The sequence below is a fragment of the Enterocloster sp. 210928-DFI.2.20 genome (assembly GCF_020554465.1).
Lineage (GTDB): Bacteria > Bacillota > Clostridia > Lachnospirales > Lachnospiraceae > Enterocloster > Enterocloster bolteae.
Genome location: NZ_JAJCHK010000006.1, coordinates 104,963 through 130,990, shown reverse-complemented (window position 1 = coordinate 130,990; position 26,028 = coordinate 104,963). Strand labels below are relative to the sequence as shown.

Below are 26,028 nucleotides of genomic sequence, written 5' to 3'. Positions count from 1 at the left end.
TGATATGTTAACACCTGTCAACATAAATATATACGGTTTGATTTTATTCCATTTTATGAAGATATCCTTAATATCTGGAGCCCTCCATTGACTTGCTTTCTTTGGTCCAATATACTGGATAATATAGTAAATTTCATTTGGGCAGAGGGGAATGGAGGGAATACTGTGAAGCAATGTGGCTGGGGGAGAAAACGGGCCAAGGGAGCAGGCGTTATGGCGGGAATCCTTGCGGGAATCTTTTTGGCTTTCCTGGGGTGCGGCGGGTGCGGGCAGGGACGGCAAAACGCACAGGACGTATCCGGTGCCGTACCTGCATATCAGTTTGCCCCGGGATTTGGAATTATAGCCCATTCACCGTATCCTGTATATGTTCTGGAGGATGAAAATGGATATGCTGTCAGTAAGGATGGCGTGATAGTGGAATTAGTGCGTGGGATGATGCAGGATAATGAGCTCATCGCTGAGCTGCGCATATTAGATTACAGGAAAAACAGCCAGATGGATGATAGGGGCGCGGATTCCTGGATCTATGATATACGCTGCTTTGGACCGGGAATACCGGATACCGGGTATACTGCAGAACGGATGGGAACACACAGCGAAAACCGGGAAAACGGGGACGGCGGATACAGGGAAACGCTGGCAGAGTTCTGTACCGTGTCCAAAATACGGGAGCGCCAGGGGATGCTGGGCTGGCAGCAGGAAAGAACAAATGTACCGCAAGGATATTGGGAGGCTATATGGAAGGATACGGAATCACAAGAGGCAGGTTAAGCAGATACCGGCTTTTCTGGACAAAGAATATCTATGACAGACAGGGCGCAGAGCAGATGTTTTTTTCCGCAGTCAGGGAGAACTGTGCATACCATTACAGGCACTGCCGGGAATACAGAAAAATCCTTAAGAGGTCAGGATTCCGGCCGGGACACTTGGAAAGCAGCCGGGATATAGGGAGAATTCCCGTTCTGCCCACCCTGTTTTTCAAACATCATGACATACACTCCATTGCCCCGGAGTGTACCTGGCTTAAAACCACATCCTCCGGGACTTCAGGAACTGCCAGCCAGGTGAATTTTGACGGCGGCGCTCTGCTGTGCGGTCTGGGTATGGTAGCGCGCACTGTATCAAAAAGGGGATTATTGTCTCTCAGACCGGCCCGTTACGTTATATTCGGCTATGAACCCCACAGAGATAACCGCACGGCGGTTGCCAGAAGCACTTTCGGGGCCACTTTTTTCGCACCGCCTCTCAGCAGGGATTACGCCCTGATATACCGCCAGGGGCAGTATATCCCGGATCTGGAGCATGTTATGGACCGGCTTTGCCAGTACAGCCATGGGGCCGTGCCTGTGAGGATACTGGGCTTTCCGTCTTATGCATATTTTGCCTTGAAGCAGATGGAGGAGCGGGGAATACACCTTACGCTGCCGGGGGGATCCAAAATGATTCTTTCCGGCGGCTGGAAACAGTTTGAGGGACAGAAGGTGAACAAGGAGGTTCTCTATGGACTTGCGCGCCGTGTGCTTGGAATAGAGGACAAGGATGTTGCGGAATTTTTCAGCGCGGCGGAACATCCGGTGCTGTACTGTGATTGCAGGAACCATCATTTTCATGTTCCGGTGTACAGCCAGGTCATCATACGGGATATAAAGACCATGGAGCCTTTGGGATATGGCAGGCCTGGTCTGGTCAATCTTATCACGCCTATGATAAAGGCGGTTCCGGTTCTGAGTGTGATGACGGATGATGTGGGAGTGCTCCATGTGGGAAAGGAGTGCGGCTGCGGGATTGACGCTCCTTATCTGGAGCTTTTGGGGCGGGCAGGGGTAAGCGGTATTAAGACCTGCGCGGCCGGGGCCCAGGATATCCTGAATGGCACATATGGGAAGGAGGCTGCCAGGTGATTCTGTTTCAGGGAAGGGTATATGATACCATGCTTCAGGGAGAACTGCTGGGGCAGTTGGAAGCCCGAATCAATGATACCAGGCTGGGACGCGGACTGGAGCAGGAAAGGGTCATTCGCGGGCTGGTTCGGTTGGGGCAGGAGCTGAGAGAGGAACTGGAGAACGCTGCGCCGGGAAAGACGGCCGGAGAAGCCGGAAACCCGTGGATACCGGCCTGGCTGGGATGTCTGACCCGGTTTCTCAGCCGGGAATGGCTGGAATATAAGATAGAAACAGAACTGGGAGTAAAGGCAGGCAAAGGGCGAAAAAGTGAACCGGGAGGCAGTACAGAGTGCGGACCTGGCCCTAGCCATGAAGTATATCATTATACGGAATTACAAAAAATGGAGACCCATATACTCCCCCTGGGGACGCTCCTGCACATAACAGCCGGAAATATGGAAGGGCTGCCTGTATTCAGCATTGTGGAGGGACTGCTTACCGGAAATGTGAATATATTAAAGCTTCCGGGCAATGATGGAGGACTGTCCATGGATATTATTTTGCGTCTTATCCGTCTGGAACCCGCTCTGGCGGATTACATTTATGTCTTTGACACCTCGTCCGGGGACCTGCCTGCCATGAGGCGGCTGGAAGAAATGGCTGATGGTATTGTGGTATGGGGAGGAGATTCGGCGGTGGCTGCTGTGCGCAGAAGCGCGCCGCCAGGAACCAGACTCATTGAATGGGGGCATAAGCTTGGATTTGTATATATCTCCGGTTATGAGTGTAAGGATAAGGAGCTGTCTGCTCTGGCTGAGCATATAGTGTCCACACGGCAGCTGCTGTGCAGTTCCTGTCAGACTATATTTCTGGATACGGAGCGTATGGATGATGTGAATGAATTTTGCCGGGAATTTCTTCCGTATATGGAGAGGGCTGTTCTTTCCTGCCCGGGGCATGTATCACTGTTCCAGCCGGACATTTTACAGAAAGATTCCACGGTCCGGCCCGTGGAATCCCGGTTTGGCTCTGTGAATATGGCAGAGGCAGCCCTGGCGCTTCAGCAGCATAATGACAGGATGGAACAGATGGCGTATGGAAAAAAGAAAATGAGGAAGCTGTATCCGGGAAAGGGCTGCAGCCTTACGGCCTGCGGGGATCATGAGCTGGAGCTGTCTCCCATGTTTGGCAACTGTCTGGTAAAGCGCCTGCCGCAGGGGCAGCTGTTTGGTTGCTTAAGACGCCATAAGAGGCACCTCCAGACAGCAGGACTGATTTGCAGGGAGGACAGGCGGCCTGAGCTTATGAAGACTCTGGCGTCCGGCGGCGTGGCGCGTATTACCAGGGCAGGAACCATGTCATCGCCATTTGCGGGAGAGGCACATGACGGGGAATATGCCCTGCGAAGATATGTAAGATTTGTCAGCCAGGAGATGTAAATATGGATAAGGAACCACAGGGAGGATAGGGAGGTTAATATGGAGCTGGAATACCGGTTTGCCGGCATAGATGAATTGGATTTTCTTGTGCGTATGCGGATAAGGGATTTGAGGATGTTTTCTGAATGTGCGGCAGGAACAAAATTGGAGGATGCCATACGAAGGTTTTATGAAATAAAAATGAAGGAAAATGCCTGCCGTACGCTTTTAGCATATGCGGGCAGGGAGCTGGCGGCCACGGCTACCCTGTATTTTTACGATGTACTGCCTTCCAATGAGAATCCCAGTGGAAGAGTGGGACAGATAACCAATGTATGGGTGGATGAGGCATTCCGACGTCAGGGCATTGCCACCCGCATGGTGGAGAGGCTGATGGAGGAGGCCAGGGGAGAGGCCAAAATGGTGTGCCTCAATTCCTCAGAACAGGCACTTGGCATGTATGAGAGGATGGGGTTTTCCTCTAAAAAGGGATATCTGGTTTACTATTTGAGCTGATGGTGTGAAAAATTGCGGAACGTAGGTTAAGCAATGGCAGATGGTGAAATAGGGAGATTGAAAGGGAGAAAAAAGGAATAGAGGATGGGAAAATGGGAGATGGTGAAATGAAAAATGATGAAATGAAAGGTAGTGAAATGAAAGGCAGTGAAAGGAGAGGCAGGAATACCGGGGAACCGGTAAAGCGCCTGCTCATATGGGGCGCAGGTGACCAGGGAATTGTAACACTGGATTGCGCACTGGCCATGAACCGGTATAGGCGGATTGATTTTATGGAACTGAAAGAAAAGGGACACCGTGCCATTCCGGAATATCTGATCCGCAGGGAAGACGATGGATTGGACCAGATCCTGAAATCCTATGATGAGGTCATTGTTGCCACCGGCAGCAATGAACTGCGCGAAAAGAAAATATCCATGCTTGTATCCCTGGGAATTCCCCTTGCTGTCATCATACATCCCACGGCAGTCATAAGCCCTTTATCCAGGATAGCAAAAGGCTGCACCATACACCCTTATGCCGTCATAAACGCCTATGCATCCATAGGAACAGGCTGCATCATAAATACTCAGGCAGATATTGAGCACGACTGTGTGGTGGAGGACTTTGTGAATGTCTGTCCCAAGGTCTCTATGGCAGGTCATACGGTTGTGGGAAGGAAAACTTTTTTGGGAATTGGCTGCACCATCATAGATGGAATCAGGATTGGAACGGAGGCCACTGTGGGAGCGGGAGCCGTCGTGATCCGGGATGTGCCGGACCACGCGGCTGTGGCAGGCGTTCCTGCTAAAGATATAAGGAAAATCTAGTTCCGGCGGCTGTGATGCCGGCTGCCGTGACAGCCGGTTTCCTGACTGTCCGTCTGACTGTGGGAACGCTTGGCAGGCTGTGAGGAATTGTCAGGGAACTTATCCTGGAAATCTGCCTGGGATTCACCCTGGAAGTCTGCCTGGGATGATTCCGCCTGCGATTCCGCCTGAGATGATTCTTCCTGAGATTCCGCCTGGGATGATTCCGCTTGAGATTCCGCCTGGGATTGCCCCTGTAGTTCCCCACGTATTCTCTGCTGCCGGTGTTCACAGTGTTCCGTGTGGACCTTTATCTCTTTCATGCTCTTATCCTTGAATTCATCCAGCGTGGCCTGGGGGTCCGCGGTGAGAAGCTCCTGTATGGCGTAATACTTTCCCAGCGACATCCCGTGTTCATGGGCTTCCTCACACATATGGCTGTCCACGCTGGCATACTCTGCCTTTACGCCATGGCACTGCATTAAGGCTGTGTTTACACACTCCTGAAGGCTTGAGAACATTTGCGGGTCGCCGTCTTTTGTTTCCAGCGTGATGGAGACCAGGGCGTCTTTTTTTAGATACTGCTGCATAGCATCGCTGGCCAGCAGGAGCGCCAGTGCCTCCTCATATTCCAGATGTTTAAGCGAAAGGGACTGCAGGACAGTTTCGCTTTCTTCACCGTAGGTGGTCTGGTCCACCACCTTTCCCCAGCGGTTGATGTCCAGTTCAATGCTGGGATTTACGTCTATGCTGATGACGGCTGCTTCCGTGTAGTACAGGCTGTAACCGCCCAGGCCGCTGGTGGCAAAGAGCAGGAGACAGGCAAGGGATACCGCCCACTTCATTCTGCGGGGCGCCGGCTTTCTGCTGCGGTGCATGTGTTTTATCACATATTCGCAGGTCCGTCCCTTCAAGACCTCATCACAGCTGACTGTATCAAACGCATCATGTATACTTTGTTTCACCCTCATCACCTCCCAGCATTTTTTTAAGCTCGGCTTTCGCCCTTGACAGATGTGTATATACGGTATTGACATTTTTATGTAAAATACCTGCAATCTCCACGGCTGAATAGCCCTCATAATAATGCAGATACACGATGATTCTGTATTTATCAGAAAGATTCATCACGGACTCCAGCACATGGGACAGGTCCTGGCTTTTTGTATCAGCCATGGACATGGCCTCTTCCAGAGAGCAGGTGTGTGTCCGGAAGAAACTGCGGAGCAAATCTTTGCACCTGTTTACGGTCACACGAATCAGCCATGCTTTTTTATGTTCCTCAGAATCAAAGGGTTCAGAAAAAAGGGCGTATTTCAAAAACACATCCTGAAACACGTCCTCTGTATCACTTTCATTTTTCATATAGACAAAGCAGATATGTTTTACCATATCCGCGTATTGCCCAATGGTCTGCTCTACATCTGATTCCTGCCGCATAGCCGCTCCATATGTCCGGTACTGCCAGGTGCAGTACTGTTTTCCCTATCTGTGATGTGAACCGCAGCCGCGTCTGCCATGATGGCTGTTTCCGCTATGGCATCCATACCCTGAGGGGTCCGATGAGGATGTCCGTCCATGGTTCCCGTCCGGGCATACCCAATCCCCGTCCTCTGACCAGTGGCCTTCACAGTCTCCGTGTTCATGGCTCCTGCAGTATTCGTAGTCCGTACAGTCAGCATATCCTCTGGGACAAGTCCAGTCAGCACCCCATGCAAGGCTGCTGCCCGCTGCGGTTAAGAGAATGCCTGTGGCTGCTGCTGCCATTATAGTTCTGATTTTCATGTTTTTCAATCTCCTTTTTTGATTCATTCACTATTAATACGATTGAGTCGCCGGAATCCTTTCATTTATTTTTGTTTTTATTTTTTAAATCTGCTTTTCATTTTTTAAATCTGCTGTGCTTGTGAAATATCCTTGATTTTGGTATACTTATCTGACGTACAGGATTAAGACACATTGGACACACTGTCCTGTAAATATATAATACATAAAAGGAATGAACTGACATGGGTACCTGGAATTCCAGAGGTTTAAGGGGCTCTACCCTTGAAGATTTGATTAACCATACCAACGATTTGTACAGGGAAAAGAAGCTGGCTCTGATACAGAAGATACCGACTCCCATCACCCCCATTGAAATTGACAAGTCCAGCCGCCACATCACCCTGGCCTATTTTGACCAGAAGAGTACCGTGGATTATATCGGGGCCGTACAGGGGATTCCGGTGTGTTTTGATGCCAAGGAATGCGCGGTAAAGACATTTCCCCTTCAAAATATCCATCCCCACCAGATTGAATTTATGGGGGAATTTGAGAAACAGGGCGGAATTGCATTTATCATCCTCTATTTTACCGGCCTGGATGAAATATATTATCTGCCTTTTGAACAGATAGAGGGATATTGGAAACGGATGGAGGAGGGAGGGCGCAAAAGCTTTACCTACGACGAGGTGGACAAGAGCTGGCGGGTCCGTTCCCATGCCGGTTTTCTGGTCCATTATCTGGAAGAAATACAAAAAGACCTGGACAGAAGGTCATAGGAGGTTTTGCGTGAAGCGCCGTGCCTTCCATGCTGCCTGTGCAGGTCCTTTCTTAGTCCGTACGTCTTTTTCATATCCTGTCTTCTAATCCTGTTTTCACACCTTCTTTTATGCGTTCCTTTCAGCCCCATCTTCCGTACCACCCCGCATACCACCCCGCAGGTACATTTTCATTGACCAGCCCTGTAAATAAAAGTATAATAAGGTATATTGCACGATGGGCAGAATGGAATTTTAAAACTGCTTTGGGGACGCGAAAATATGATTGACAGCTCCATGGTTTTCCTCTATAATGAAACAATCACGTTAATGAATTAGCACTTTACCATAGAAAAGCAAAACGAGGTAAATGTGCGAGAAAACATAAAGGCAGGGAACAGGATGGCAGGGAATAATCGTTTGATTCATACGCCGGAGGGCGTAAAGGACAGTTATAACGGAGAATGCAGGAAAAAGCTGGCAGTTCAGGACAAGATTCTGGATACCTTTTACCTGTACGGATATGAGCATATCCAGACTCCGAGTTTTGAATATTTTGATATTTTCAGCAAGGACAGGGGAAGCGTGCCGGACAGGGAGATGTTTAAGTTCTTTGACCGGGACAACAACACCCTGGTGCTGAGGCCGGATATGACGCCGGCGGTTGCGCGGTGTGTGGCCAAGTACTTTATGGACGATCCCATGCCTCTTAGACTCTGCTACCTGGAACGCACTTTTAAGAATAACAGCAGTTATCAGGGCCGCCTTAAGGAGCGGGCTGAGACAGGGGCCGAGCTGATTGGGGATGATTCCGAGGATGCGGATGCCGAGATGATTGCCATGGTCATTGACAGCCTGAGACAGGCCGGCCTTAAGGAGTTCCAGGTGGAGCTGGGCCAGGTGGCCTTTTACAGAAGCCTTCTTAAGGAGGCCGGGCTGGAGGAGGAAGTTGAGGAAGAGCTGAATCAGTACATTGAAAATAAAAATTATTTTGCCGTGGAGGGTCTGCTCAAGAACCAGCCCGTGGACGAAGGGCTTAAGAAGGTTTTTCTGAAGCTTCCGGAGCTGTTCGGCTCCCTGGAGCAGATGCAGGAGGCGAAAAAGCTTACCGCCAATCCGGGGGCGCTGGCTGCCATTGAACGGCTGGAGAAGGTACATTCCATTTTAGAGAGCAGGGGCCTGGAAGCCTATGTGTCCTATGACCTGGGGATGCTCAGCAGATACCAGTACTATACGGGTATTATTTTTAAGGCATATACCTATGGAACCGGGGATTATATTGTTACAGGAGGCCGGTATGACAAGCTGCTGGTGCAGTTTGGAAAGGATACGCCTGCTGTGGGATTTGTGATTGTGGTGGACCAGCTGATGGCTGCCCTTTCCAGGCAGCAGATTGATGTTCCTGTGACGCTGGTGAACACGGTGATACTCTATGAGACCTCAGCCAGATCCCGGGCCCTGTGGCTGGGCAGCTATTTCAGGGACAAGGGGCTGGCCGTCCAGTCCATGAAGAAGAAGGAGCAGGTGGCGCTTGAGGATTACAAGGCCATGGCAATACAGAGGGGCATGCGCAATGTCCTGTACCTGAAGGGGGACGGGACCGTAGTGACAGCCATGGACACGGTGAACGGGAATACAGACCAGATACCCATTACCGCTTACGAGTAAACGCAGGGAGGCCGTGAAGAAGATGAGATATTTGACCATAGCGTTAGCCAAAGGAAGGCTTGCGGACAAAGCCATGGAGATGTTTGAGGCAATCGGCATTTCCTGTGATGAGATGAAGGATAAGGCTTCCAGGAAGCTTATCTTTGTAAATGAGCACCTGGGAGTGCGCTTTTTCCTTGCAAAGGCCAATGATGTGCCCACATACGTGGAGTACGGGGCGGCCGATATCGGCATAGTGGGCAGGGATACCATATTGGAGGAGGGCCGCAAGCTCTATGAGGTCATGGACCTTGGGGTGGGAAAATGCAGGATGTGCGTCTGCGGACCTGAATCAGCCAGGGAAAGGCTGGAGCACCATGAGCTGATTCGGGTGGCCACCAAGTATCCCAACATAGCAAAGGACTATTTTTATAACCAGAAGTATCAGACTGTGGAAATTATTAAGCTGAACGGTTCCATTGAGCTGGCCCCCATCGTGGGTCTGTCCGAGGTAATCGTGGATATTGTGGAGACCGGGTCCACCCTGCGGGAGAACGGACTTATGGTGTTGGAGGAAGTGTGCAGCCTGTCAGCCAGGATGGTGGTAAACCAGGTGAGCATGAAGACGGAAAATGAACGCATCACGGCCATTATCAAGAAATTCCAGGCATATCTTAAGGAGAATGCCGGAAGGTAGGTACAGGAGCAAAGTCAAGAAAGCGGAGGAATGTTAGGCATGAGAATCGTGACATTAGATAATAAGTCCATGGAGAATATTCTGGCGGACATGTTGAAAAGGGACCCCAATAATTACGACAGCTATACCCAGACCGTACAGGCCATTGTGGACGATGTAAAGGCAAGGGGAGACGAGGCGCTGTTTGAGTATACAAAGCGGTTTGACGGAGCGTCCCTGGATGGGAGCAGTATACGGGTGACCAGGGAGGAAATTGATGAGGCCATGAAACAGGTGGAACCGGGCCTTTTAAAGGTCATGGAGAGGTCCATGGACAATATCCGCCGTTATCATGAGAAGCAGAGGCAGAACAGCTGGTTTGACGCCCAGCCTGACGGCACCATCCTGGGCCAGAAGGTGACTGCCTTGGAGAGTGTGGGAGTGTATGTGCCCGGCGGCAAGGCGGCATATCCTTCCTCCGTCCTGATGAATATTATTCCGGCTGAGGTGGCAGGGGTGAAGCGCATCGCCATGGTGACGCCGCCCGGTAAGGACGGAAAGGTAAATCCGGTGACTCTGACAGCGGCTTACATGGCAGGAGCCACAGAGGTCTATAAGGCAGGCGGGGCACAGGCAGTGGCGGCCCTGGCTTTCGGCACGGCATCCATTCCCAGGGTAAATAAAATCGTGGGACCGGGCAATATCTTTGTGGCCCTGGCAAAAAAGGCTGTCTATGGCCATGTGAGCATTGACAGTATAGCAGGCCCCAGCGAAATCCTGGTGATAGCCGATGACAGCGCCAATCCGCGTTTTGTGGCCGCGGACCTGTTAAGCCAGGCAGAACACGATGAGCTGGCCAGCTCTATTTTGGTTACCACCAGCATGGAACTGGCCAGGAAGGTATCCGACGAGGTGGACGGCTTCCTGAAGGTGCTGTCACGCAGCGACATCATTAAAAAATCCCTGGACAATTACGGTTATATCCTGGTGGCGGAATCCATGGAAAAGGCAGTGGAGACAGCCAACAGCATTGCGCCGGAGCACATGGAAATCGTCACCAGGAATCCCTTTGAGGTCATGACCAAAATTCAGAACGCGGGCGCCATCTTTATCGGTGAGTACAGCTCAGAGCCCTTGGGAGACTATTTTGCCGGCCCTAACCACATCCTGCCTACCAATGGGACAGCCAAATTTTTCTCGCCCCTGGGCGTGGATGACTTCATCAAGAAATCCAGCATTATCTATTATTCCAGGGAGGCCCTTGAGGCAGCCCATAAGGACATAGAGACATTTGCCGAGTCAGAGCACCTGACAGCTCACGCGAATTCCGTCAGAGTGCGTTTTGAACAATAGCAGGGAGGTATGACAGTTATGGAACGGATTGCATCCATCACCCGGAACACCAATGAAACACAGATATCCATGAGCCTTAACCTGGATGGCTCCGGCAGGGGGAATATCAGCACAGGCATCGGATTCTTTGACCACATGTTAAACAGCTTTGCGCGCCACGGCTTTTTTGACCTGGACCTTACGGTAAAGGGGGATTTGGAGGTGGATACCCACCACACCATAGAGGATACGGGAATCGTGCTGGGACAGGCTATCCGGAAGGCGGTAGGGGATAAAAAGGGGATTGTGCGCTATGGCTCCCAAATCCTGCCCATGGATGAATCCCTGGTGCTCTGTGCCCTGGACCTTTGCGGAAGGCCCTACCTGGTCTGGGACCTGGTTTTGGACCGGGAAAAGGTGGGGGATTTGGAGACTGAGATGGTGCGGGAATTTTTTTACGCGGTTTCCTATGGGGCGGAGATGAACCTTCATTTGAAGCAGCTTTCAGGGACAAACAACCACCATATCATTGAGGCTGCCTTTAAGGCATTCGCCAAGGCCCTGGACGGCGCAGTGGCCGCGGAACCCCGTCTCTCAGGCGTGCTTTCCACCAAGGGGAGTCTTTAGGATGGAAGATATGCCTGCCCTGTCCCCCGGAGCCTGCGTCCGAAGACATGGAGAAAATAATAGAATAAAAGGAGATTCATATGCAGTTATATCCGGCTATTGATATGAAGAACGGACAGTGTGTCCGGTTAAGACAGGGGGCATTTAAGGACATCACCATATACTCGGACGCCCCTGAAAAGGTGGCTGCCCACTGGCAGGAGAAGGGGGCATCCTTCCTGCATCTGGTGGACCTGGACGGCGCCCTGGCAGGTTATTCTGTCAATGAAGAGGTCATACGAAGGATTGCGGACACGGTTTCCATACCCATTGAGATTGGCGGCGGCATCCGTTCCAAAGAAGCAGTGGAGCGTATGCTGGACCTGGGGGTCAGGCGTGTTATTATCGGAACCAAGGCAGCGGAACACCCGGAATTTCTCAGGGATATGGTCAGAACATTTGGCGAGGAGGCCATTGTGGCAGGCGTGGACGCGAAGGACGGCATGGTGGCAGTGGAAGGATGGGAGAAAGTCAGCTCCCTTACCGCCTCGGACCTGTGTCTTACCATGAAGGAATACGGTGTCAGGCACATTGTCTATACCGACATATCCAGGGACGGCATGCTGTCCGGCCCTAATGTGGAGGCTACAAGGAAGCTTACAGAGGAGACAGGACTTGACATCATAGCCTCCGGCGGGGTATCCTGTATGGAGGATTTAAAATGCCTGCATGAGGCTGGTATCAGGGGAGCCATCATCGGAAAGGCCCTCTATGAGAACCGGATTGATCTTGCTGAGGCTGTAAGGCTTTATGAGGCTTAAGTACCAGAGAAAATGGAGAGATTCAAATGACTGATTGCAAGAAGCTGATTATGGGATTTGGTTACAGGAATGGAAAGACTTTTTCCTGGAACGGAAAGCTTGAGTATGAGGGCGGGCTTAAGGAGCTTGCCAGGACAGCCTGTGACAACGGGGCAGATGAAATATTTATCTGCGACCGTTCTTTTTCAGATGAGGACCATGAGGCTGTCATAGGCGCCATCAAGGAAACCGCCCGCACCGTGGATGAACCCATACTGGCGGGAGGACGAATCAGGCGCCTGGAGGATGTGAAAAAGTACCTTTACGCAGGAGCCAGCGCCGTATTCCTGGATGTGAGCTATGAAGACAACGTAGATATGATGAAGGAGGCAGCAGACCGGTTTGGCAGTGAAAAGATTTATGCCTATATGCCGGACCTGTCCTATCTGAACCGGGTGGAGGAATACATTCAGCTGGGCGCGTCCGTGATGATATGCAGGGCATCCGGTCCGGTTTTATCCCTGGCTGAGCTGGGTGAAATCGGGGAGATATCCTGCAGAAGCCTTATTTTCTGCGGCGGTCATGAAAATGTCCAGGAGATGGCCGGGGATCTGAAGCTGAGTCTGGGGTGTCCCCAGGTGGAGGGCGCTGTCCTGACTTTGGCGGAGGATAACCTGGACAAGGTGATGGAGCTGAAGCAGATTTTAAAAGGTGCGGGTATTGTCACGGACACCTTTGAGAGTTCGCTGGAATGGAAGAATTTCAAACTGGGAAGTGACGGCCTTATCCCTGTCATTGTCCAGGATTATAAGACCCTGGAGGTTCTGATGATGGCCTATATGAATGAGGAATCATTTCAGGCCACACTGGCGTCAGGAAGGATGACCTATTTCAGCAGGAGCAGGCAGAAGCTGTGGCTGAAGGGTGAGACCAGCGGCCACTTCCAGTATGTAAAATCCCTGAAGATTGACTGTGACAACGACACCATTCTGGCGTCAGTAAAGCAGGTGGGAGCTGCCTGCCATACCGGAAACCGATCCTGTTTCTTTACCACGCTGGCGGAGAAGGAATATAAGGAAACCAATCCCCTGAAGGTATTTGAGGAGGTATTTGGGGTCATACTGGACCGTAAGGAGCATCCGAAGGAAGGCTCATACACCAATTATCTGTTTGACAAGGGAATTGACAAGATACTTAAGAAGCTGGGAGAGGAGGCTACGGAAATTGTTATAGCGGCCAAGAACCCTAACCCGGAAGAAATCAAATACGAGATTTCGGATTTTCTCTACCATATGATGGTACTCATGGCGGACCGCGGCATTACATGGGAGGAAATCACGGAGGAACTGGCAAACCGTTAGCGGCGGGAAACAGGGGAAGTACAGACACGCCTTGGTAATATAATGCCGGTAATATAATAATGAAAATCGCAGGAGGTAATGGAGAGGTGGCAGAAATATCGGAGGTTACAGCGAGACTGCTGGATTACGTTTCATATGACACCCAGTCAGAGGATGACAGGGAGTCCATTCCCAGCACCAAGAAGCAGTTTGAACTGGCGCATAAGCTGGCCGGGGAGCTTAAGGAGCTGGGGGCATCACAGGTGAGGATAAGTGAGCAGGGATATGTGTACGCATGTATTCCCGCCAATCTGGAGGAGGGAAAAACATGTACCTCCCTGGGATTTATCGCCCATATGGATACAGCTCCCTCCTTCTCGGGCAAGGATGTAAAGCCGCAGTTCATCCGGGACTATGACGGACAGGACATCTGTCTGAACAGGGAACAGGACCTATGGATGAGGACAGCGGATTTTCCGGATTTGAAGGCATATGAGGGCAAGACGTTGATTACCACGGATGGGACCACGCTGCTGGGAGCAGACGATAAGGCCGGTATCGCTGAAATCATGACCATGGCCGCCTATTTTCTTGGACATCCGGAAGTAAAACACGGAACAATCTGTATCGGCTTCACACCGGACGAGGAGGTGGGCCGGGGAGCAGACGGCTTTGATGTGGATGACTTCGGGGCTGATGTGGCCTACACTGTGGACGGCGGAGCGCTGGGAGAGCTGGAATACGAAAACTTCAATGCCGCTTCCGGCAGGGTGACGGTCCATGGGGCCAATATCCATCCGGGCACGGCCAAGGGACGTATGAGAAACGCCCTGCTCATGGCAATGGAGTTCCAGTCACTGCTTCCGGCAAATGAGAACCCTATGTATACAGAAGGGTATGAGGGTTTTTATCATCTGGACAGGATGACAGGCTGTGTGGAGGAAGCCAGGATGGATTACATCATCAGGGACCATGACAGGGCGAAGTTTGAGCGCAGGAAGGAATTGTTTTCCCAGGCAGCGGGATTTCTGAACCAGAAATATGGTTCCGGAACCGTGGAGGCAGCGGTGAAGGATTCCTATTATAACATGAAAGAGAAAATTGAGCCTCATATGGACCTGATTGATAAGGCCAAGGCATCCATGGAGAAGCTGGGTATCCAGCCAATCGTGGTTCCGATCCGGGGAGGCACGGATGGAGCCAGACTGTCATATATGGGGCTGCCCTGTCCGAACCTGTGCACAGGAGGCCATAATTTCCATGGAAAATATGAATTTATTCCGGTACAGTCCATGGAAAAGATAACAGAGCTTCTTATAGAGATTGCCAGGTCGTTTGCAGAAGCATAGCGTTGGTTTGTTCTTTCCTGATTTAACAAAAGAAACATCCTTCCCGCCTGTAAAGGGGGAGGGATGAATTGCAGGAAACAAACTTAACGGCAGTGCCGGGCGCGGATTGAAACAATTACGGAAGACGCAGCATATCTCTGTCTTCCGGATGCACCAGCACCTTAATCTGTGTGATGCCGGCGGACTTATAGGAATGAAGCTGCCGTGCCTTTAAATCCTTTAAAAACAGGTCTTTGTTTCTCATGAAACGTTCAAAGTCATCGGATATATCATAACTGTCTATACCCACATAGCTGCCCTCTGAGTATTCCACATAGGGGCGGACAGCGGCAGCGTTATAGGTGACCTGAAAGCGGATTATGCCGCGGGGAACGGAGTCGTCAGCCACAATATCCTCTTCTGATTCAGGCAGGCGGTCTGTCCGGATAATATCCAGACAGGTATCCTCCGGGGATTCCAGTTCAGATGTCTCCTCAGAGTGATGGGACTGGCCCATATCATAATCCAATATCTCTGTTTTCATGTCAACAGGGCCTGCATCTGCATCGCCCATATAGGTAAAGGATGAAAACTCGGAAAATGTTATTCCGGTGCCCAGGCCTGCGGCGAAAACGCCTGTGCAGAACAGGGCTATCATATATGACTGCAGTTTACGCATGCTGCACCTCCTCTGAAGTGTTCTGGTCCATGTCCGTGGAAAGGGCGGTGTTCCCGGTATTGCGGCGGAGCCTTAACAGGCTTATGCACAGGATGGAAAATGAGCCTGCGCAGAGAACAACACCCAGGCTTAGCAGGGCAGGGCCTGCAAAGGGATATCCCTGAACCGTCCATACCAGAAATACTGCCAGAAGATATAATGAAAACAGGGTAAGACATCCATTAAACAATGTCAGGATAAAAAGCAGAATGTTCCAGGTCCAGCGCAAGCAGAAGTACATGCACCACAGGGCCAGGGAAAGGCAGGAGGAGAAAAGAACTCCCAGACCGCATAACATACCCTTTATCACGCGGCATATGGATGATCCGGCGCGTTTAAATGCGTTTCGCACCGTATTTTGGACAGTGCTTTGGTCATGGACATGGTCTGTCCTTGGAACAGGCGGTATCCTGGGAACGCCTGTCTGGGAGTGTTCGGATGATGGTGTGAAGTCTGCTCCGTTTATATTTACAACCTCCATCTTTGTCCTGAGATGACGGAGGAAGCGGGGCCGGCGGGCCGGAATCCGCGAAAAGAAGTTCCGTGTTCTTCCGAACAGGACACCGGTATTCCGTACAGCTGCCGCTGCTATTCTATGTAAGAACCGTCCGGCTGCCCGGGCAATACCCAGAAAGCCGGATCGGGCCCTGCGGATTAAGTCTCTGACTCTCAAAACGGGGGATAGGGTCCGGTTTCCGTTATAATCCGGGTTTACGTGGTATGCCTCCAGAATCTCTGCCGCCAGCTGGCCGAGATCACCGAAATCCCCGATGGCTTCCTCCTCGCTGAGGCCCCTTTCCATCTTCATGTCAATATGCTGGGTGTATTCCTCCAGAATATCCTGCTGTTCCTTTTCTTCCAGCACAGCCAGGCCGTTCTTAAGTTCATCTAAAAACTCTGTTTTATTCATCTCCATGCTCCTTTAAAAATGTACATACTTTCTGCTGGAACTCGTCCCATTCCCGCTCCAGAACATCCCGGTACAGGATGCCGGCGGCAGTCAGATGGTAATATTTTCTGGGAGGCCCTTCCGTGGATTCCCGCAAGTATGTTTCAAAATAATGTTCATTGGTCAGTCTCTTTAAGAGAGGGTAGATGGTCCCTTCATTGACATCAATGACCTTGGATACTTCCTCTACCAGTTCATAGCCATACATATCCCTTTTTCGTACTGATTCAAGGACCACCAGCTCAAGGACTCCTTTTTTAAATTGTGGATTCATGGTCAGTAACCCTCCTTGTGATTACTATATTATACATACTACTATGTATTGTCAAGTACTATAAATAAATTAATACTTAACTTATCCTTAACAAATCTTTCCAAAGCCTGTATAATGATTACGTAGCTGCATTTTTAGAACAATAAGACCTCAGGGGAGGGGAGACATGGAGAGAATCCGTCAATTTCTCAATAAGAATATTTATATATTTTCAGTGCGTCAGGGGCTTTTGCTGACCATTCCATTTTTGATTCTCGGCTCCTTTTCCATGGTCATTATGCAGTTTCCGCTGAAGGCCTGGCAGGAGCTTTTGCCTGGGTTTGCAGGGGGCAGTGTGAAGCTGCTGCTCATGGCTGTGTACCAGGCCACCTTCGGCTCCCTTTCCTTTATCTTTGCATTAATGATATCCTACTCCTACGGGGAAGAGCAGACTGTGTATAAGAATACCCATATATTTTTCCCGGCAGTGGCCCTGTGCTCATTCATTGCATTTACCTATCCATCAGGCGGGCTGTCCATATGGGGGCCGGAGTGGAGCTTTACGGCCATATGCATTACCCTCATCAGCTGCTTCCTCCTGACCGGAATTTACCATTGGGTGGAGGGATACCGTCATCTGTATACCATGGGAGTGGCCTATAATTTCAACGCCTCTATGCAGAGCATGATTCCTGCTGTTGTCACGATTGGGCTGTGCGGGCTTTCCGGCCTGGTTCTGAGTCTGGCTTTTGACGATGTGAATATCATGAATTTCGGTTCTTATCTGTTTCTCAAGCTGTTCGGCCAGATGGGAAACGGCCTGTTTTCCATACTTTTATATATCCTGTTGTCCCATGTGCTGTGGTTTTTTGGAATACACGGGACCAATACGCTGGAGGCTGTATCCCGCAGGCTGTTTGAGTCAGAGGTGACGGCCAACCAGGCTATGGCAGCCCAGGGGCTGGTGCCCACCCATATGTTCAGCAAAACGTTTCTGGATACCTTTGTGTTCATCGGAGGCAGCGGATGTGCCCTGTGCATGGTTCTGGCCCTGTTTCTTGCTGCCAGGAAGAATAATAACCGCAGACTGGCCAAACTTTCCCTTCCTGCGGTTGTATTCAATATCAATGAGTTGGTATTGTTTGGATTTCCCATCATATTCAGTGCAGATATGATTCTGCCTTTTATACTGACTCCTATGGTTCTGTCGGTCATCAGCAGTTTTGCCATGTGGTTTGGCCTGGTGCCCGTGGCTTCCCGGAGTGTGGAATGGACTGTGCCGGTGCTTGCCAGCGGCTATCTGGCAACAGGAAGTGTAAGCGGAAGTCTGCTACAAGCCTTTAACCTGATTGTGGGTACCATGATTTATATTCCCTTTATTAAACAGAGCGAACGGGTCCAGGACCGTGAATTTCTGGGAAAAATCAAGAGACTGGAGGCATCCATGAATGAGGATGAACGCTCGGTTTGGGTCAGGGATTTCCGCTGGAATACCTACGAAAACCAGCAAACAGCCAAGCTGCTGGCGTCAGACCTGGAATATGCCCTGTCCAAGGGAGCTCTGGAGTTATACTACCAACCCCAGGTGAAACGTGACGGAACCCTCTATGGATGCGAGGCACTGCTGCGTTGGAACTACATGGGCCAGGGCTTTGTGTATCCGCCCCTTATCATTGCGCTGGCTGTCCAGGGGGATTTCATCGGATCTCTGGGCATGTATATTGTAGAGAAGGCCTGCCGTGACATGGCGGGGACGCACACTCAGGCAGGCTGCCCGGTATCCTTTTCCGTAAATATCCTGCCTCTGGAGCTGGAGGATCCGTCCTTTGCAGATCAGGTTTTGAGAATTTTGAAGGATACCGGTGTGGAGGGCAGTAATTTGACCATTGAACTGACAGAGCAGGTGGCGCTGAATCCCGGCCCCAATCTGGAACGCCAGTTGGAGAAACTGAGAGAGTCCCGGGTGCGTATCAGCATGGATGACTTTGGAATGGGCCATGGTTCCCTTAACTATCTGAATTCTGCCCATTATGACGAGGTTAAGATTGACGGCTCCCTTATCCGGCGCCTGCCGGAACATACCCAGACATGTGAACTGGTGGGCAACATTATGAACATGTCCCGGATTCTGGGAGTCAGCACAGTGGCTGAGTGCGTGGAGACGCCGGAGCAGATTCAGATGCTGGAGAAGCTGGGATGCAGCATTTACCAGGGATACTATTACAGCAGGCCTCTGCCGCTGGACGCATTCATTGAGTATGTGAAAGGTCTGTAGTGTGTGTCTGGAGCTGGTGGTTTCCGGCAGCCTGGGAGTACAGCTGAGCGTGTCAGTCCAGCCTGGAGAGCACGTCTGACAGTGTCAGCACAGCCTGCTCCAGCCGCTCCATATCTTCAGACCCCAGTTCCTGTTTCAGTTTATCTGCAAAAGAGGTGTCTTTATAAATCGTATTTATCATATAATCCTTGGCGCGGCCAGTCACTTCTATGACGATGCAGCGCCGGTCGTGTTCTGTTGGAAGCCTTCTGACAAAGTCGTGGCTGCACAGGATTTCTATGAGCTTGGTTGCCTGTTGTTTGCTGACATTTAAGTGCCGGGTGAGCTCTGTCATGGTCATGGGACCTTTGCGGAGCAGTACCTGCAGACAGTAATAGGTTTCCAGACTCATCTTATCCTTCATAAATGCCTTGAAGGGTTTATCAATCCTGTAATGCCAATAGGGGAGCAGACGGAGCAGTTCCTCGGTGAAGTTTTTGTTATTCATTTTCTGACCTCCTTGATCCATCTGCAGCCATTCTGCTGAAGGCCGGGATAAAGCCGGCGGGATAAAGCCATCCTGCGCAACCGGATAGGGCCGCCTTATCCGGTCATTGACAAACAGACTGGATATGTTTATAATAATTAGTAAACCAAAGTAGACTATCTATTAAAGTGTACTTAATGACTGCTTTTAGATTACAACATTTTTAAAACAGAATCAAGGGGAAGAAGGATAAGAATGGCGGAAAATGAAAAGAAAAAGAGAACTTTATGGGAACAGGCCGTGGAAAATGCGCTCCATTTTGCATTTAACCTGGCCTTTGTATTTATATTTCAATCCATATTTGGTGTACAGAATGTGCTTCCGGGGGTGGCTATCAGTGTGGGCATGACCATGTTCCCGGATGGATATATCGGGGTGAGGCCCGTGACCATGGCGGGGATTATCATAGGATTGTACTGCGGCTGTGTTATTGCCGGGCAGACAGCCCTGATGCTGCCGGCAGCAGCCCTTGTGATTGATTTTCTTTTTGTCCTTCTTATTATGGCCCTGACCTGTGAACCCACCATGTACAAACCAGCTATCAGTTTCCTGCTGTGCTTCGTGTTCGCACAGTCCACACCTGTACCGCCAGCGGCATTTCCTATGCGTCTGGCAGGCGCAGCAGCAGGTGCTGCAGCGGTGGCGGTTACTACGGTTATCAAGTGGTATTGGCAGGGACACGGGAAGGAAGGACGCGGTTTAAAGGAACAGATAAGGCTGTGCACGGTACGGAAAGGCTATATATTGCGGATGTCTATGGGGATAGCGGCAGCTATGTTTATAGGTATGGTCCTTCACCTGAGAAAGCCCCTGTGGATTAGTATTGTGGTAATGTCCCTGACTCAGCTGCATTACCATGAAACATTGGAGCGCATACGTCACCGCTTTCTCGGAAATGTCCTGGGCATTCTGTTCTTTGTGGTGGTATTCCGCATGCTGGTGCCTGAGAGCTGGGCTTTTGGCATGGTATTGTTTTTGGGATATATCAGTTTTTTTACCTCAGAATATAAATATAAGCAGATTGTCAATGCAGTGTGCGCCATCAATGCGTCTCTGGTGCTCTTAGATACATCCACGGCCATTGAAAACAGGCTTCTCTGTCTGGCAGGCGGGGCATGCATTGTGCTGATTCTGTATCTGGCGCAGAAACTCGGAAGGGGAATCATGGGCCATACAGGAGCTGCGGCGGCCTGCCGTACAAAGTGATGTGGGAGTGTGAACCTGAAGGTACCTGCAGCTTGGCTGTTATATCGGAATCACAGGATGGATATGCGATGATCGGAGGAACAGGGAATGAGGAAAGCATAGATGTACAGGGTACGTTATCTGGTGGAAATAGAAGACAGAGGGGATTGCCGGTTTATAATCATTTGAAAAACAGGAGAGAATATGGGAAATAAAAAAGCAGGAAGCAGCGAAGAAAGGCTGAGCGTATTCCTGAGTCTTGTGCTGCGGCATCAGCCGGAAGCAGCCGGTATCACATTGGACGAACACGGCTGGGCAGATGTGGAGGCTTTGATTCAGGGCATCAGCGGCACAGGCAGGCCGATGGATATGGAGCTGCTGGAGGATATGGTCAGGACGGATGAAAAGGGCCGGTACAGTTTCAATGAAGACAGGACTCTGATACGCGCCAACCAGGGGCACAGTATACCAGTGGATGTGGAGCTGACAGAGACAACACCGCCTCAGGTCCTTTATCATGGGACTGCCAGCCGTTTTGAGCAGGCCATTCTGGAACAGGGCTTAAAGCCTATGAGCCGTCTTTATGTACACTTGTCCGGGGATGCCAAGACAGCATTAACGGTGGGAAGAAGGCATGGAAATCCGGTGGTATTTGAGGTGGACTCCGGCCGCATGAGCCGTGATGGTGAACATTTTTACATATCACAAAACGGGGTATGGCTGACAAAACGTGTAAAGCCGGAATACCTGAAACGGAATATCTGAAATGGAATACCTGTAACCGATGAGTAAAGACGGATGACTGTAAAAGGTCCAAAACATGAAGGTGATGCATTATGAAGAACCCGAAGCGCCGCCGACAGGGATATTTGAGGAGATGGCTGCGGGCCGGTGTCTATGCAGGCGGACATTGTGAATGCTGCAATCAGCCGCTTGTCCTTATTTTCAGATACGATGCTGTCTGCTGTCCCCAATGCAACCAATGGATTGATGAAAAATGCGGTGACCCGGACTGCTGTTTTTGCGGCAGCAGACCGGATACACCGGCAGAATCATTGATATATGAATGCCCGACTATAGGCAAAGACTACTATATAAAAAAGTATGAGAAGAGAAAGCGGCAGTATTTTAAAGGCATGGGGGACCGTGGGCAGGCCGGATGGGACCGCCCTCCCTCACACCCGCTGCCCGTAAAAAGGAACCTGTGAAAATTGAACCATCATTCCACATCCTGCTTTAACAGGGCCACATAGCCGTCCACGGTTCCTGCGGGCTCATATCCCTGTTCCCGGCAGTCTGCCAGAATCTGTTCCAGGTCCTTTTCATAACCCTCTCTTAAGTCCACCACCATATAGTCCGCCGGATGGCTGCTTGTGAGAAGATAGACTTCATCCCGCATGGAAAGCTGGGGGAGGAAGAAGGTGGAGGATTTTACAGAGGCATCCGTGGGAATCTGGTCCAGAAGAGTCCTGGCCTGGGCAGCTTCCTCATGATGGCGGTGATACAGGACGGCATATTTTGACTTACTGTACATCACGCCTCCCATGAGGACGAGGCCGCACAGCAGGCCCCAGGCACAGACAGTGGCCGGAAGCCGTCCGTCATACCCGTCACCTCCTTTGCGCCTGCGGCCGGGTGCATTTTTTATATCCCGGAAATTCACCAACGCCAGATAAATGAGCAGGGCTCCTGAACCGTAGGTATACTGAAAGTATATGGAGTGCTGGTATATATAATTGGACATCAGGTTGATGAGTACAAAGGGGATGAGCAGTGTCCATTTCTGCCAGTCTTTTGTCATGAGCGGAAGGAAACCCAGCGGAAGGAGCATTTCAAGGAAGAACATGATTTTATCCTTCACCGCAATCTGGGACAGCACATAGGCAGGATTGACCAGTATGGTTTTAAACATGCTGGCCAAGCCCAGACGTTTATCCGATATGAAATTGTCAAACCGGTTAATCATGGCCCCGTCCCCAAACCGGTTGATATACCAGACAGCCATGCAGAAATATGCGCATGACGCAAGAAAGACAATGGCTCCCCAACGGTACTGTTTTTTCCAAAGGAACAGGTAAAGTCCGATACAGGCCGCATAGACAGGAGCATCCTCCTTCACCATAAGGAGAAGTGCGGCAGAGGCCAGCATGGATTTAAAATGGCCTGTTTCCAAAAAGTACATGCACCAGAGAATAATGACGGCCAGGAATTTATTTTCGTGGAAATCGTAAAAACATCCGCCCATAAACGCTGGGTAAAAACAGTACATCAGACCGAAACACAGGGTTTGCAGGCGGGTGAAGCAAAATGTCCTGGCCAAAAGACACAAGGGAACCATTCCGCTTATGACAACAAGGGACTGGAGCACCAGCAGGGTCTCAGGACGGGGGACTAATTTGTAAAAGGGCAGCAGTACATAAAAGACAGGTGAGAGATGGACCGCAAAATGGGATAAAAGCCCGTCGCGCTCACATGTGGTAAGAGGAGACAGGCCTTTATCCATGTAGTAATACATCTGTGAAAAGATTCCGAAATCATAAGCAGACGCGTAATTCAGCCGGTACCGCAGCACGGTCATGACGGCGGTGAACGAGAACCAGACAGCCGCTGCCATGGTGAGGATTATCAGCAGCCTTTTGCCGGTCAGCCATTGTTCTATGGTTTTTATCATAGTATAAATGTTTCCTTTATCATCAGAGTGGCAATGTACATGAGCACGCTGGGAGTCAGGGAAAAATGAATCCGGGAGCGGCCGCAGGGAAGTACATAGGGAATGGCCATGCAGAGAAAGATTCCGAGCCAGATGCCCAAGAAGCTTTCCAGTGAAATCTGTCTCACAAAGTCCAATGTCACAAAGGGCACATGACTGGCCAAAAGAAACATGGTATTTGTCAACAGCCAGCTGGCCATGGTCAGTTTTCCAAGGCAGCAGCAGAACAGGGACAGCTGGAAATCGCGTTTCATCATTTGAATCATAGGTTCTCCTCCTTTAAACTGTATAGTAATCATCCCATTGGAAAATGTAAAGATGCCTGAGGCAACTGTAAGAAAAATTAGAAAAACCTTAATAAAATCTGCCGTTCCGGGGAGATAAGAACATGAGGAAAAGGACCCGTATCATCCAGGACAAGAGACGCAGAACCAGATGTGCACAGCTGGCAGCGGATGCCTTTGACGAAAAACTGATTTCTGTCAGGGAAGAAGATGGGAGAACAGAGATTATCATGGAGGGCGATGCGGTTACTGACATGTGCGGCAGCACCCTGTTTATTCAGGAGCCGGATACAGGGGATATCTTTTCGGAGAATTTAAAAATCAATCTCTATTCCTATAGGCCCGGGGAGGGGAAGAAACTGGCTGTTCCTGATATCTATGGCTTTAATCCTGCACAAAAAGGTGAGAGTTTCTGCTTTACCAGGCTGGGTGAAAATACGGATGGACAGGCCCTGTACCGCTGTCAGGAATATTCCTGGAATATGACAGAGGGAATCGGAGCTCAGTATATGACGGTGGCAAAGGTGGACGATGTGTTCCAGCCGGCCGAAAGCCGTATGTACAGATTTGCTCTGACAGACAATAAGCTCAGCAGTCTCCCGGAATGCGCGGCAGAGGGATATGCAATTGGGATGACTATTGTCCGGGAACCTTGTTTGTGTCGGGAGACAAAGAAGAGGAATATTTTGCATTTTGCGGCAGTTCTCAGGAGGCGCCTGATCTTGTGAGGCTGACTAAAGCAGGTTCTTCCAAGGTGCTCATGGAGAATGTGGTCTAGTGCGAACCATATGCAGGCGTCACTGGTTTTTTCCAGCATGGCGGGGAGAGGTTCATGGATGCAGTTCCAAAGGAATGGGACTGGAGCGGGCGGGCGTTCTATGAAATGGGCTTCAGGTCCACCAGGACCAATTCCGGAGGATTATAAATGCGGGGCAGCCTGTTGATACACAGCCCCCGGCTGACAATCAGAGATGTGGAACCCAGGGCATACTGTCCCCCTGCATATCGGGGAAAGAAGCCTTGGTGAGGCGCCAGAAGCCCGCCAGGGCAGCCGGGCATGCGGAACTGCCCCCCATGGGCATGACCGGCCACAATCAGGTCAAACCCGCTGTCCCTGTAATATTTGGTGAGCTCCGGCCGGTGTGACAGCAGGATGGAGTAAATGTCAGGGGAGGTGCGGGAACAGCAGCGCCAGAACTGTTCCTTCCATCGGGAGTCCAGTTTAACGGAGTGGTGGGAGTCGGTAAATGCATGAGGGTCATCCACTCCTCCTATGATCAGAGGCTGCCCTTTGATGGCTGTTCGGATTGTCCGGCCTCCAAGGACAGTGACCCCATATCCGGTGAACATTTTCTTGATGTCAGGTATCTGGTGAATCCAATGCTCATGATTTCCCGTAACATAGTAACAGGGGTACTGTCCCTTTAAACCCTCTAAAAGCAGTAAAGTCCCTTTGTGGGGGACTTTGTGATCGGCAATATCGCCTGCCATGAGAATCAGGTCGGGGCTGTGGCTGTGTACGGCCGTCAGCAGCGGCTCCTGGGCGCTGCCGTATATGGTGCTGTGCAGATCTGTTATCAGCGCTGCCCGCAGGTGTTTTGTAATCTTTTTAGAGTATTCCGTATAACGGTGTACGGTAAGACCGCAGTAAAATGGGTTTACAGCATGTGTTTTTTTCTGCATATCAGGCTCCTGTTTACTCATCATCGGACATCTCATAGGGCAGCAGCTCTGCCAGATAGTGCTTTTTCCTCAGAGCCTCCTCTATCTCGTCCAGTATCTCCTCCTGCTCGGCGCAGACATGGTGGAAGTGGTAGCCGGAAGTGACATTCATGAGCGGGGTGGATTTTCCGGTTTTTATATTGTTCATGAACAGCTGTACGTCGCGGCGGTTCTTGATGTTGAGAGGAGCTGACATTTTTCCGTATACCCGGTGATTGACCATGACATCCACCACGGTCCCGCCCAGGTCCACGATGGTGACCAGTTCATCCTCTGTCTGCTCATTGGTGTGGCAGACCTTAAAAAAACGTGACGCATGCTTGGATACATTGAGAACATACCCGCGGGCAGTGGAGAGAATGGGATACCCCATGGTGCGCAGGAGAGCAATATCCTGGACCACCACCTGGCGGCTGACACCTGTTTCCCTGCCAAGGGCCCCGCCGGATAAAGGGGCGGAAGCCAGCCTCATCATATCCAGAAGCTTCCTGCGTCTCTGCGTTCCGTTCATCGCATTTTCCATTTCTCATTCCCTCCTGCAAAACAT

General features: G+C 50.6%; 30 protein-coding genes. 19 read left to right on the top strand and 11 right to left on the bottom strand.

Annotated features, from left to right (window positions below; genetic code table 11):
• The first annotated feature begins 165 nt into the window (after window positions 1-165).
• From LI015_RS08285 to LI015_RS08265, 5 genes are all read left to right on the top strand, one after another.
• The gene (locus tag LI015_RS08285; RefSeq protein ID WP_227124537.1) at window positions 166-774 is read left to right on the top strand and encodes a hypothetical protein; all 609 of its coding nucleotides are present in this window, start codon (window positions 166-168) and stop codon (window positions 772-774) included.
• Entirely contained in the window at window positions 741-1,904 is a 1,164-nt protein-coding gene (locus LI015_RS08280; protein WP_227124535.1) for a LuxE/PaaK family acyltransferase, read from the top strand. The genes LI015_RS08285 and LI015_RS08280 overlap by 34 nt, the downstream gene beginning before the upstream one ends.
• Window positions 1,901-3,325, top strand: coding sequence for an acyl-CoA reductase (locus LI015_RS08275; RefSeq protein WP_054354852.1), 1,425 nt, complete (start codon window positions 1,901-1,903; stop codon window positions 3,323-3,325). Before LI015_RS08280 ends, LI015_RS08275 begins: the two co-directional genes overlap by 4 nt.
• A gap of 39 nt (window positions 3,326-3,364) precedes the next feature.
• Window positions 3,365-3,820 (top strand): GNAT family N-acetyltransferase, encoded by a 456-nt coding sequence (locus LI015_RS08270; RefSeq protein ID WP_054354853.1) that lies wholly within the window; start codon window positions 3,365-3,367, stop codon window positions 3,818-3,820.
• Window positions 3,821-3,912: 92 nt separating this feature from the next.
• Window positions 3,913-4,629 carry an acetyltransferase gene (locus tag LI015_RS08265; RefSeq protein ID WP_319638722.1) on the top strand — a complete coding sequence of 239 codons (717 nt, stop codon included), beginning with the start codon at window positions 3,913-3,915 and terminating at the stop codon, window positions 4,627-4,629.
• Here LI015_RS08265 and LI015_RS08260 read toward each other — a convergent pair.
• The 3 genes from LI015_RS08260 to LI015_RS08250 are packed head-to-tail and all read right to left on the bottom strand — an operon-like array spanning window position 4,626 to window position 6,393.
• Window positions 4,626-5,573 carry an anti-sigma-I factor RsgI family protein gene (locus tag LI015_RS08260; protein WP_195632857.1) on the bottom strand — a complete coding sequence of 316 codons (948 nt, stop codon included), beginning with the start codon at window positions 5,571-5,573 and terminating at the stop codon, window positions 4,626-4,628. The genes LI015_RS08265 and LI015_RS08260 overlap by 4 nt on opposite strands.
• On the bottom strand, window positions 5,554-6,048 hold the full coding sequence (locus tag LI015_RS08255; protein WP_002567568.1) for an RNA polymerase sigma factor: 495 nt from the start codon (window positions 6,046-6,048) through the stop codon (window positions 5,554-5,556). Before LI015_RS08255 ends, LI015_RS08260 begins: the two co-directional genes overlap by 20 nt.
• Before the next feature lie 45 nt (window positions 6,049-6,093).
• The gene (locus tag LI015_RS08250) at window positions 6,094-6,393 is read right to left on the bottom strand and encodes a hypothetical protein (RefSeq protein ID WP_002567569.1); all 300 of its coding nucleotides are present in this window, start codon (window positions 6,391-6,393) and stop codon (window positions 6,094-6,096) included.
• Between the two features lie 224 nt (window positions 6,394-6,617).
• Here LI015_RS08250 and LI015_RS08245 point away from each other — a divergent pair, with 224 nt between their 5' ends.
• The 8 genes from LI015_RS08245 to pepT all read left to right on the top strand — a co-directional run bounded on the left by LI015_RS08245 (window position 6,618) and on the right by pepT (window position 14,880).
• Window positions 6,618-7,151 (top strand): Holliday junction resolvase RecU, encoded by a 534-nt coding sequence (locus tag LI015_RS08245; RefSeq protein ID WP_002567570.1) that lies wholly within the window; start codon window positions 6,618-6,620, stop codon window positions 7,149-7,151.
• A gap of 381 nt (window positions 7,152-7,532) precedes the next feature.
• Complete coding sequence (gene hisZ / locus LI015_RS08240) at window positions 7,533-8,798, top strand: ATP phosphoribosyltransferase regulatory subunit (RefSeq protein WP_002567571.1); 1,266 nt, start codon at window positions 7,533-7,535, stop codon at window positions 8,796-8,798.
• Between the two features lie 22 nt (window positions 8,799-8,820).
• On the top strand, window positions 8,821-9,474 hold the full coding sequence (gene hisG / locus LI015_RS08235) for an ATP phosphoribosyltransferase (RefSeq protein WP_117625833.1): 654 nt from the start codon (window positions 8,821-8,823) through the stop codon (window positions 9,472-9,474).
• A gap of 39 nt (window positions 9,475-9,513) precedes the next feature.
• Window positions 9,514-10,806: a histidinol dehydrogenase gene (gene hisD, locus LI015_RS08230; protein WP_002567573.1), complete on the top strand. Its 1,293-nt coding sequence runs from the start codon at window positions 9,514-9,516 to the stop codon at window positions 10,804-10,806.
• An 18-nt stretch (window positions 10,807-10,824) separates the two neighbouring features.
• The gene (gene hisB / locus LI015_RS08225) at window positions 10,825-11,412 is read left to right on the top strand and encodes an imidazoleglycerol-phosphate dehydratase HisB (protein ID WP_227124531.1); all 588 of its coding nucleotides are present in this window, start codon (window positions 10,825-10,827) and stop codon (window positions 11,410-11,412) included.
• A gap of 80 nt (window positions 11,413-11,492) precedes the next feature.
• The gene (gene hisA / locus LI015_RS08220) at window positions 11,493-12,212 is read left to right on the top strand and encodes a 1-(5-phosphoribosyl)-5-[(5-phosphoribosylamino)methylideneamino]imidazole-4-carboxamide isomerase (protein WP_002567575.1); all 720 of its coding nucleotides are present in this window, start codon (window positions 11,493-11,495) and stop codon (window positions 12,210-12,212) included.
• Window positions 12,213-12,238: 26 nt separating this feature from the next.
• A complete protein-coding gene (gene hisIE, locus LI015_RS08215) occupies window positions 12,239-13,552 on the top strand; it encodes a bifunctional phosphoribosyl-AMP cyclohydrolase/phosphoribosyl-ATP diphosphatase HisIE (protein ID WP_002567576.1) in 1,314 nt (437 codons plus the stop codon).
• A gap of 86 nt (window positions 13,553-13,638) precedes the next feature.
• On the top strand, window positions 13,639-14,880 hold the full coding sequence (pepT, locus tag LI015_RS08210) for a peptidase T (protein ID WP_227124529.1): 1,242 nt from the start codon (window positions 13,639-13,641) through the stop codon (window positions 14,878-14,880).
• Window positions 14,881-14,995: 115 nt separating this feature from the next.
• On the opposite strand, the gene LI015_RS08205 is transcribed toward pepT, so the two are convergent.
• From LI015_RS08205 to LI015_RS08195, 3 genes are read right to left on the bottom strand one after another with little or no spacing between them, the layout of a single operon-like run.
• Complete coding sequence (locus LI015_RS08205; RefSeq protein WP_227124527.1) at window positions 14,996-15,538, bottom strand: hypothetical protein; 543 nt, start codon at window positions 15,536-15,538, stop codon at window positions 14,996-14,998.
• Window positions 15,531-16,487 (bottom strand): DUF1700 domain-containing protein, encoded by a 957-nt coding sequence (locus LI015_RS08200; RefSeq protein WP_227124525.1) that lies wholly within the window; start codon window positions 16,485-16,487, stop codon window positions 15,531-15,533. Before LI015_RS08200 ends, LI015_RS08205 begins: the two co-directional genes overlap by 8 nt.
• Window positions 16,480-16,800 carry a PadR family transcriptional regulator gene (locus LI015_RS08195; RefSeq protein WP_002567580.1) on the bottom strand — a complete coding sequence of 107 codons (321 nt, stop codon included), beginning with the start codon at window positions 16,798-16,800 and terminating at the stop codon, window positions 16,480-16,482. The genes LI015_RS08200 and LI015_RS08195 overlap by 8 nt, the downstream gene beginning before the upstream one ends.
• Window positions 16,801-16,966: 166 nt before the next feature.
• Between LI015_RS08195 and LI015_RS08190 the strand changes: the two genes are divergently transcribed.
• Window positions 16,967-19,054, top strand: coding sequence for an EAL domain-containing protein (locus tag LI015_RS08190; protein WP_227124523.1), 2,088 nt, complete (start codon window positions 16,967-16,969; stop codon window positions 19,052-19,054).
• A gap of 52 nt (window positions 19,055-19,106) precedes the next feature.
• On the opposite strand, the gene LI015_RS08185 is transcribed toward LI015_RS08190, so the two are convergent.
• Window positions 19,107-19,541 carry a MarR family winged helix-turn-helix transcriptional regulator gene (locus LI015_RS08185; RefSeq protein WP_054354856.1) on the bottom strand — a complete coding sequence of 145 codons (435 nt, stop codon included), beginning with the start codon at window positions 19,539-19,541 and terminating at the stop codon, window positions 19,107-19,109.
• Between the two features lie 234 nt (window positions 19,542-19,775).
• On the opposite strand from LI015_RS08185, the gene LI015_RS08180 reads away from it, so the two are divergent.
• The 4 genes from LI015_RS08180 to LI015_RS08170 all read left to right on the top strand — a co-directional run bounded on the left by LI015_RS08180 (window position 19,776) and on the right by LI015_RS08170 (window position 21,973).
• Window positions 19,776-20,786, top strand: a complete 1,011-nt coding sequence (locus LI015_RS08180) for an FUSC family protein (RefSeq protein WP_227124521.1) — start codon at window positions 19,776-19,778, stop codon at window positions 20,784-20,786.
• A gap of 68 nt (window positions 20,787-20,854) precedes the next feature.
• On the top strand, window positions 20,855-20,980 hold the full coding sequence (locus LI015_RS28195; protein WP_256168804.1) for a hypothetical protein: 126 nt from the start codon (window positions 20,855-20,857) through the stop codon (window positions 20,978-20,980).
• Complete coding sequence (locus tag LI015_RS08175; protein ID WP_118018781.1) at window positions 20,970-21,530, top strand: RNA 2'-phosphotransferase; 561 nt, start codon at window positions 20,970-20,972, stop codon at window positions 21,528-21,530. The genes LI015_RS28195 and LI015_RS08175 overlap by 11 nt, the downstream gene beginning before the upstream one ends.
• A 71-nt stretch (window positions 21,531-21,601) precedes the next feature.
• Complete coding sequence (locus LI015_RS08170; RefSeq protein WP_007037279.1) at window positions 21,602-21,973, top strand: hypothetical protein; 372 nt, start codon at window positions 21,602-21,604, stop codon at window positions 21,971-21,973.
• Between the two features lie 11 nt (window positions 21,974-21,984).
• On the opposite strand, the gene LI015_RS08165 is transcribed toward LI015_RS08170, so the two are convergent.
• Both LI015_RS08165 and LI015_RS08160 read right to left on the bottom strand, forming a co-directional pair.
• Window positions 21,985-23,436 carry a DUF2079 domain-containing protein gene (locus LI015_RS08165; RefSeq protein ID WP_119205158.1) on the bottom strand — a complete coding sequence of 484 codons (1,452 nt, stop codon included), beginning with the start codon at window positions 23,434-23,436 and terminating at the stop codon, window positions 21,985-21,987.
• Window positions 23,433-23,741, bottom strand: coding sequence for a hypothetical protein (locus LI015_RS08160; RefSeq protein ID WP_002567587.1), 309 nt, complete (start codon window positions 23,739-23,741; stop codon window positions 23,433-23,435). Before LI015_RS08160 ends, LI015_RS08165 begins: the two co-directional genes overlap by 4 nt.
• A gap of 122 nt (window positions 23,742-23,863) precedes the next feature.
• Here LI015_RS08160 and LI015_RS08155 point away from each other — a divergent pair, with 122 nt between their 5' ends.
• Window positions 23,864-24,487, top strand: a complete 624-nt coding sequence (locus tag LI015_RS08155) for a hypothetical protein (protein ID WP_054354858.1) — start codon at window positions 23,864-23,866, stop codon at window positions 24,485-24,487.
• A 148-nt stretch (window positions 24,488-24,635) separates the two neighbouring features.
• Here LI015_RS08155 and LI015_RS08150 read toward each other — a convergent pair whose 3' ends face one another.
• Together LI015_RS08150 and LI015_RS08145 are read right to left on the bottom strand one after the other, a co-directional pair.
• The gene (locus LI015_RS08150) at window positions 24,636-25,442 is read right to left on the bottom strand and encodes a metallophosphoesterase (RefSeq protein ID WP_002567589.1); all 807 of its coding nucleotides are present in this window, start codon (window positions 25,440-25,442) and stop codon (window positions 24,636-24,638) included.
• 13 nt (window positions 25,443-25,455) lie between these two features.
• Entirely contained in the window at window positions 25,456-26,004 is a 549-nt protein-coding gene (locus LI015_RS08145; protein ID WP_002567590.1) for a transcription repressor NadR, read from the bottom strand.
• Between the last annotated feature and the right edge of the window lie 24 nt (window positions 26,005-26,028).

Excerpts from the sequence above, each read along its gene's own strand:
- LI015_RS08190 (WP_227124523.1), top strand. The coding sequence starts at position 16,967 with ATGGAGAGAATCCGTCAATTTCTCAATAAGAATATTTATATATTTTCA.
- LI015_RS08155 (WP_054354858.1), top strand. The coding sequence starts at position 23,864 with ATGAGGAAAAGGACCCGTATCATCCAGGACAAGAGACGCAGAACCAGA.
- LI015_RS08270 (WP_054354853.1), top strand. The coding sequence starts at position 3,365 with ATGGAGCTGGAATACCGGTTTGCCGGCATAGATGAATTGGATTTTCTT.
- hisA (WP_002567575.1), top strand. The coding sequence starts at position 11,493 with ATGCAGTTATATCCGGCTATTGATATGAAGAACGGACAGTGTGTCCGG.
- LI015_RS08195 (WP_002567580.1), bottom strand. The coding sequence starts at position 16,800 with ATGAATCCACAATTTAAAAAAGGAGTCCTTGAGCTGGTGGTCCTTGAA.
- LI015_RS08180 (WP_227124521.1), top strand. The coding sequence starts at position 19,776 with ATGGCGGAAAATGAAAAGAAAAAGAGAACTTTATGGGAACAGGCCGTG.
- hisZ (WP_002567571.1), top strand. The coding sequence starts at position 7,533 with ATGGCAGGGAATAATCGTTTGATTCATACGCCGGAGGGCGTAAAGGAC.
- LI015_RS08250 (WP_002567569.1), bottom strand. The coding sequence starts at position 6,393 with ATGAAAATCAGAACTATAATGGCAGCAGCAGCCACAGGCATTCTCTTA.
- hisD (WP_002567573.1), top strand. The coding sequence starts at position 9,514 with ATGAGAATCGTGACATTAGATAATAAGTCCATGGAGAATATTCTGGCG.
- LI015_RS08165 (WP_119205158.1), bottom strand. The coding sequence starts at position 23,436 with ATGATAAAAACCATAGAACAATGGCTGACCGGCAAAAGGCTGCTGATA.
- hisIE (WP_002567576.1), top strand. The coding sequence starts at position 12,239 with ATGACTGATTGCAAGAAGCTGATTATGGGATTTGGTTACAGGAATGGA.
- LI015_RS08170 (WP_007037279.1), top strand. The coding sequence starts at position 21,602 with ATGAAGAACCCGAAGCGCCGCCGACAGGGATATTTGAGGAGATGGCTG.
- LI015_RS28195 (WP_256168804.1), top strand. The coding sequence starts at position 20,855 with ATGATCGGAGGAACAGGGAATGAGGAAAGCATAGATGTACAGGGTACG.
- LI015_RS08265 (WP_319638722.1), top strand. The coding sequence starts at position 3,913 with ATGGGAGATGGTGAAATGAAAAATGATGAAATGAAAGGTAGTGAAATG.
- LI015_RS08185 (WP_054354856.1), bottom strand. The coding sequence starts at position 19,541 with ATGAATAACAAAAACTTCACCGAGGAACTGCTCCGTCTGCTCCCCTAT.
- LI015_RS08280 (WP_227124535.1), top strand. The coding sequence starts at position 741 with ATGGAAGGATACGGAATCACAAGAGGCAGGTTAAGCAGATACCGGCTT.
- LI015_RS08255 (WP_002567568.1), bottom strand. The coding sequence starts at position 6,048 with ATGCGGCAGGAATCAGATGTAGAGCAGACCATTGGGCAATACGCGGAT.
- LI015_RS08245 (WP_002567570.1), top strand. The coding sequence starts at position 6,618 with ATGGGTACCTGGAATTCCAGAGGTTTAAGGGGCTCTACCCTTGAAGAT.
- hisG (WP_117625833.1), top strand. The coding sequence starts at position 8,821 with ATGAGATATTTGACCATAGCGTTAGCCAAAGGAAGGCTTGCGGACAAA.
- hisB (WP_227124531.1), top strand. The coding sequence starts at position 10,825 with ATGGAACGGATTGCATCCATCACCCGGAACACCAATGAAACACAGATA.
- LI015_RS08150 (WP_002567589.1), bottom strand. The coding sequence starts at position 25,442 with ATGCAGAAAAAAACACATGCTGTAAACCCATTTTACTGCGGTCTTACC.
- LI015_RS08205 (WP_227124527.1), bottom strand. The coding sequence starts at position 15,538 with ATGCGTAAACTGCAGTCATATATGATAGCCCTGTTCTGCACAGGCGTT.
- LI015_RS08145 (WP_002567590.1), bottom strand. The coding sequence starts at position 26,004 with ATGGAAAATGCGATGAACGGAACGCAGAGACGCAGGAAGCTTCTGGAT.
- LI015_RS08200 (WP_227124525.1), bottom strand. The coding sequence starts at position 16,487 with ATGAATAAAACAGAGTTTTTAGATGAACTTAAGAACGGCCTGGCTGTG.
- LI015_RS08160 (WP_002567587.1), bottom strand. The coding sequence starts at position 23,741 with ATGATTCAAATGATGAAACGCGATTTCCAGCTGTCCCTGTTCTGCTGC.
- LI015_RS08175 (WP_118018781.1), top strand. The coding sequence starts at position 20,970 with ATGGGAAATAAAAAAGCAGGAAGCAGCGAAGAAAGGCTGAGCGTATTC.